This is a genomic window from Microbacterium sp. (assembly GCF_035277845.1).
Taxonomy (GTDB): Bacteria; Actinomycetota; Actinomycetes; order Actinomycetales; family Microbacteriaceae; genus Microbacterium.
Genome location: NZ_DATEJS010000323.1, coordinates 1 through 5049 on the forward strand (window position 1 = coordinate 1; position 5049 = coordinate 5049).

At 72.8% G+C, this 5049-nt stretch carries 5 protein-coding genes; 1 reads left to right on the forward strand and 4 read right to left on the reverse strand.

Annotated elements, in window-relative coordinates; all coding sequences use genetic code 11:
• The first annotated feature begins 47 nt into the window (after positions 1-47).
• A complete protein-coding gene (locus VJR25_RS14240; RefSeq protein WP_324116147.1) occupies positions 48-1331 on the forward strand; it encodes a M18 family aminopeptidase in 1284 nt (427 codons plus the stop codon).
• Between the two features lie 18 nt (positions 1332-1349).
• Here the strand turns inward: VJR25_RS14240 and VJR25_RS14245 are convergent, their stop codons facing one another.
• The 4 genes from VJR25_RS14245 to VJR25_RS14260 all read right to left on the reverse strand — a co-directional run bounded on the left by VJR25_RS14245 (position 1350) and on the right by VJR25_RS14260 (position 4806).
• Positions 1350-2306, reverse strand: a complete 957-nt coding sequence (locus VJR25_RS14245) for a hypothetical protein (RefSeq protein WP_324116149.1) — start codon at positions 2304-2306, stop codon at positions 1350-1352.
• Positions 2284-3294, reverse strand: a complete 1011-nt coding sequence (locus tag VJR25_RS14250; RefSeq protein WP_324116151.1) for a cytochrome b N-terminal domain-containing protein — start codon at positions 3292-3294, stop codon at positions 2284-2286. The genes VJR25_RS14245 and VJR25_RS14250 overlap by 23 nt, the downstream gene beginning before the upstream one ends.
• A gap of 67 nt (positions 3295-3361) precedes the next feature.
• On the reverse strand, positions 3362-4060 hold the full coding sequence (locus VJR25_RS14255) for a sirohydrochlorin chelatase (RefSeq protein WP_324116153.1): 699 nt from the start codon (positions 4058-4060) through the stop codon (positions 3362-3364).
• Between the two features lie 107 nt (positions 4061-4167).
• Positions 4168-4806, reverse strand: coding sequence for a hypothetical protein (locus VJR25_RS14260; protein WP_324116155.1), 639 nt, complete (start codon positions 4804-4806; stop codon positions 4168-4170).
• Positions 4807-5049: the final 243 nt, after the last annotated feature.

Consider the following 5049-nt stretch of genomic DNA (forward strand, 5'->3'; position numbering starts at 1 on the left):
CGCACCGGCGCAGCGCGGGGCGGTGCGGCGGCGGGTAGCGTGGCAGGATGCCCACCGCTGACGCGCTCGCCCATGCCCACGATCTCGCCGACTTCGTGGCGGCGTCGCCGTCGAGCTTCCACGCGGCGGCCGAGGTGGCGCGGCGGCTGACGGATGCCGGGTTCGAGCCGCTCGCAGAGGATGCCGCCTGGCCGGCGCAGCCAGGGGGCCGGTACCTCGTGGTGCGCGACGGGGCCGTGATCGCGTGGGTCGTGCCGGCGGATGCCGCCTCCGCCACCCCGGTGCGGATCTTCGGCGCGCACAGCGACTCGCCGGCGCTCAAGCTCAAGCCGAAGCCCACCACCGGCCGGCTCGGCTGGCTGCAGGCGGGAGTGGAGATCTACGGCGGCCCGATCCTGGCATCCTGGCTCGACCGCGAGCTGCGCCTCGCCGGGCGCCTCGTCCTCGACGACGGCACCGCGGCGCTCGCCGCCACGGGCCCGCTGCTGCGCCTTCCGCAGCTCGCCATCCACCTCAACCGCGACGTGAACGACCACCTCGCCCTCGACAAGCAGGGCCAGACGCAGCCGGTGTGGGGGCTCGGCGCCGCCGACTCGGCCGACCTGCTCGGTGAGCTCGCGGCATCCGCGGGGATCGCCCCCGACCGCATCCGCGGCTACGACGTCGTCACCGCGGACGCGGCCCGCGGCGCCGTGTTCGGCAAGGACGACGTGTTCTTCGCGTCCGGGCGTCTCGACGACCTCGCCTCCGTGCACGCCGGCACGGTCGCGCTCGCCGCCGCCGACCCCGCGGATCACATCGCGATGCTCGCCGTCTTCGATCACGAGGAGGTCGGCTCCGAGACACGCTCGGGTGCGGCGGGACCGTTCCTCGCCGACGTGCTCGAACGGGTGCAGCTCGCGCTCGGCGCCGACCGGGAGCAGCAGCTGCGCGCCCTCGCGGCGTCCTGGTGCGTCTCGAGCGACGTGGGCCACTCGGTGCACCCGAACTTCCCCGACAAGCACGATCCTGTCGTGCAGCCGGTGCTCGGCTCCGGTCCGATCCTCAAGATCAACGCGAACCAGCGCTACGCCACCGACGGCATCGGCGCGTCCGCGTGGAACGGCTGGTGCGAGGCGGCGGGCGTTGCGAGTCAGGAGTTCGTCTCGAACAACGCCGTGCCGTGCGGCTCGACGATCGGCCCGATCACGGCGACCCGGCTCGGCATCCGCACCGTCGACGTCGGCATCCCGATCCTGTCGATGCACTCCGCCCGGGAACTCGCCGGCGTCACCGACCTGCACGATCTGGCGCGCGTGGCGGGCGTGTTCTTCGGCGGCGACGCGCGCTGACGTCGCCGGTGGTGTGCGCTACCGGTCGCGGCCACCGCGATAGTAGTCGCGCCAGATCAATCGGTGCACGGGGATCCAGCGCGGGATCGACCGCAGCCCGGGGATGAACGGCACGAGCATCAGGGCGAGCGTGAGTACCGCCATGATTCCGACGATGACGAGGTCTGCGTTGCCGAGGGCGTTGAACGGCGGGATCTGGTACCAGAACGAGAACAGCCACAGCCACGACTGGCCGGGGTAGTTCCCCGTCTCGTTCATGACACCCCACTGGTCGCCGGTCAGGTGCTGTCGGTCGGCGAGCCCCGGGAAGTACGTTCCGTCGCCGAGGAAGAGCAGGCTGCCGGTGTGGTCCAATCCCGCGACGGTGCCGCCGCCGAGGATGCCGTCGAGCGTTCCGCTGCGGGCCGAGGCCAGCAGCGCGCGGTCCAGCGCCGGCACCGGGCCGTAGTCGCCGGCCGCCGCCTTGGCGGGGTCGCCGCCGGGGGCCTTCGCCAAGGCGTGCGCGTACGCCGTCGCCCACGCGGAGCGTTGAGCGGCGGATGCCGCGGTCCACTGCGCCACGGCGGGCACGGGCTGCGGGAGCTTCTCGAGGGGCCCGATGACGAAGTCCTGGGCGGTGTCGATCGGCTCGCGCACGCCGGACAGGCTCTGCAGGTCGACCGGACCCAGCGTCTGCGTCGCGCCCGCGGTCGAGTTGTACGGCGGCCCGTAGGTCGCGGTGTCGCTGGTGCCGGCGAGCTCGGCGGTGGCCGTCGCCACGAAGTCCGCAGGGGCGGCCGTCGCCCACTGCCGAAGCGACACCGGCGATTCGTCGGGCGATCCGATGATCGCGGCGAGTGCCACGACCAGCACGCCGACCACGGCGGCGGCCACCACGAGCTCCTTGAACAGGTCGTAGACCCGCTCCGGGCCGCTCCACGGGCGGTGGTCGCGCCGAGCTTGAGTGGCGAGGTCAGGCCTGGTGTGCGTGCTCATCGTGCACCTCCACGATCTCGGGCCGGCTGGGCTGCGCGGCGTGCTGTGCGGTCGCGGGGGCGGGGAACTCGGGAACCTCGGACCCGGGCACCGGCTCGGCCGGCTCCGCCGCCTCGGCCGCCTCGGCCGGCTCTGCCTGTTCGGCCGGCTCGGCCGGGTCTCCGGCGTCGAGCGGCGGCACGACGCCGTGCACCCGCACCAGCAGCACGTGGAGGACGACGATCACGCCGACCGCGAGGGGCAGCAGCACGATGTGCCACATCAGCATCTGCCCGAGGTCCGCGACGTGGAACCACGCGCCGACGCCGACGGCGTTCAGTGCGTCCTTGGCCTGGAATGCGATCCACTGCGAGTCGAAGTTCGTCTGGACGAGATAGCCCGTGAACGCCGTGACGAGGGAGACCGCGAAAGCGATCACGCCGGTGATCCAGGTGAGAGCGCGCCCGCCCCGCCAGGAGGCCATCCAGAACTTCCCCCACAGGTGCACGACCATGAACATGAAGAACAGCTCGACGCCCCACAGGTGCGTGCTGTTGATGAACAGGCCGAGCGGTGACAGGTGGTACCAGGCGGGCCCGTTCAGTGCCAGCACGACGCCGGACAGGATGACGTAGCCGAGCGCGGCGAGGGATCCCATGCCGAACACGTAGATCCACGACGCCACGTAGCTCGGCTGCGTCTGCGGCAGCAGCTTGCGCGGCGGGAGGACGCGCAGCAGCCAGGCCCGCGTCCGGCCCGTCCACGTGTAGACCTCCTCGTCGGGGATCTCAGCGTGCACCGGCGTCCGCGCGGTCGTCTCGGCGGAACGCCGTGGCATCGGAGCCTTTCCCCGAGGGAAGGGAACGAAGATCGCGAGCACGAACAGGGCGATCATCGACACGATCACGATCAGGTTGCCGAGCTGGATCGTGAATGGCGCCCAGCCCAGATAGATCCCGCCCGCTGCGGTGTGCACGGCGGATGCCGCCGCGTTCGTCGTCTCGTTCACGAGACCAAGGATCCCCGCGACCGCCGGGGCGCTCAGGGCCTTTGGTCCCGTGGGGTGCGGTCGGGCCTCAGCGGGCGGCGGCCCGGCCGGCCGCGGCATCCTCGTACCGGTCGATCACCAGGTCGACGAGGGATGCCGGTGCCGGGGCATCCGGCAGCAGCAGCGGGTCGGCGACACGATGCCCGGCGGCCATCCGCACGGCGAGATCGTGGAAGTAGCCCGGCGCGAGCAGGTAGTTCGCGACGACGACGGGTGCGGATGCCGCCGCCTCCGCCACGGCAGCGTCGAGCCGCGGCTCGGCAGCCGCGAGGAACCCGACGGCCACGTCTCGTCCGAGCAGCTCGGCCAGTTGCCGGGCGATCTCGCGGCAGTCCTCGTTGGCGCGGTCGTCGCTCGACCCGGCGACGGCGAGCACGACCCGCACGCCGGGCTCCAGCTCCCCGAGCCGGTCGGCGAGCACCTGCGCCAGACGCGGATCGGGGCCCATCGCCCCGGCGATCACGACGTCGTCGCGCTCGCTGATCTCGCGCTGCAGGTCGACCCGCACGTGGTAGCCCGCCGACAGCAGCAGCGGCACGATGACCGCCGGTCCGTCGACCGAGGCGAGGGATGCCGCGACGTCCGGCTGCTGCACGTCGACGTGCCCGAGGCGGGACGCGACGCCCGGCAGCCGCTGTGCGACGGCATCGAACAGGCCGGTGACGGCGCGCTGCCCGTCGGCCGAGGAGGTGCCGTGGGAGATCGCGATGAGGGCGGGGAGGGCCATCCCGCCATTCTGCCGGGCGGATGCCGCGGCACGCGACTCACGTTGCGGCGCCGCGAAGCGCCCCGGCCGGTGGGGCCGGAGCGCTTCGGGATCTGCCGGGATGCCGGTCAGGCAGCCGGGGCGTGCGGTGCCGGGGGAGCGGGGTGGTGCCGGTGGGCGGCCTCGAACCCGGCTTCGAACCCCGCCTCGAAGCCGCGCTCGTGGGCGCGCTCGCGCTTCGGGTGACGTCCGTAGCCGCGTCCGGCGTGCCCGCCGTGGCATCCTGCGTGCTCGTGGCCGTAGCCGTGCGCGCGCCAGGGTTCGAAGCCGTGCCCGTGCTCGAAGCCGGGGGCTCCGGCCCAGCCGCGACCGAACCCGCGGCCCGGTCCGAAGCCGGCCCAGGGCCCGCGACCGAAGCCGGCCCAGGGCCCGCGCCAGGGGCCGGCGTTCTGCGCGCTCTCGTCCCAGCCGAGTTCGCGTGCGATGGCCTCCAGGGTGCGGAGGGTGGCGGCGAGGTCCTCGGCGGGGATGGATGCCGTGGCGGCATCCTGGACGGCCTTCACCGCGGCGGAGAGCTGGTCGGCCTCCGGGCTCGGGTGCCCGTGGAACTTCGCCGCCATCGCGGCGCGCATGTCGATCCCCTCGGTTCCGATCTCCTCGGCGACGCGGCGCATGAACGCACGCTGCGTGATGCGCATCCAGTCGGCGAGGGAGCGGTCGGGGGTCTTCTCGGTGCCGGAGTCGTCCGGCGTGTTGGTGTCTGTCATGGACAATCCTCTCGTGGGGCGATACATGTCGTATCGCATGTACATGCAGAATGACATGGATTTGGGATGCATGTCAACCTGCATGTAAAATTTCTCTCATGGCGAACACCCCGGCCCCGGACGACATCGACCGCATCGCCGATGCGCTCTCCCGCCTGCGCGGCGGACGGCCTCCCTGGGCGCGGCCTCCCGGGCCGCATCCTGAGGGCGAGCCCAGTGCCGAGGGGCGCGGCCGCGGCTTCG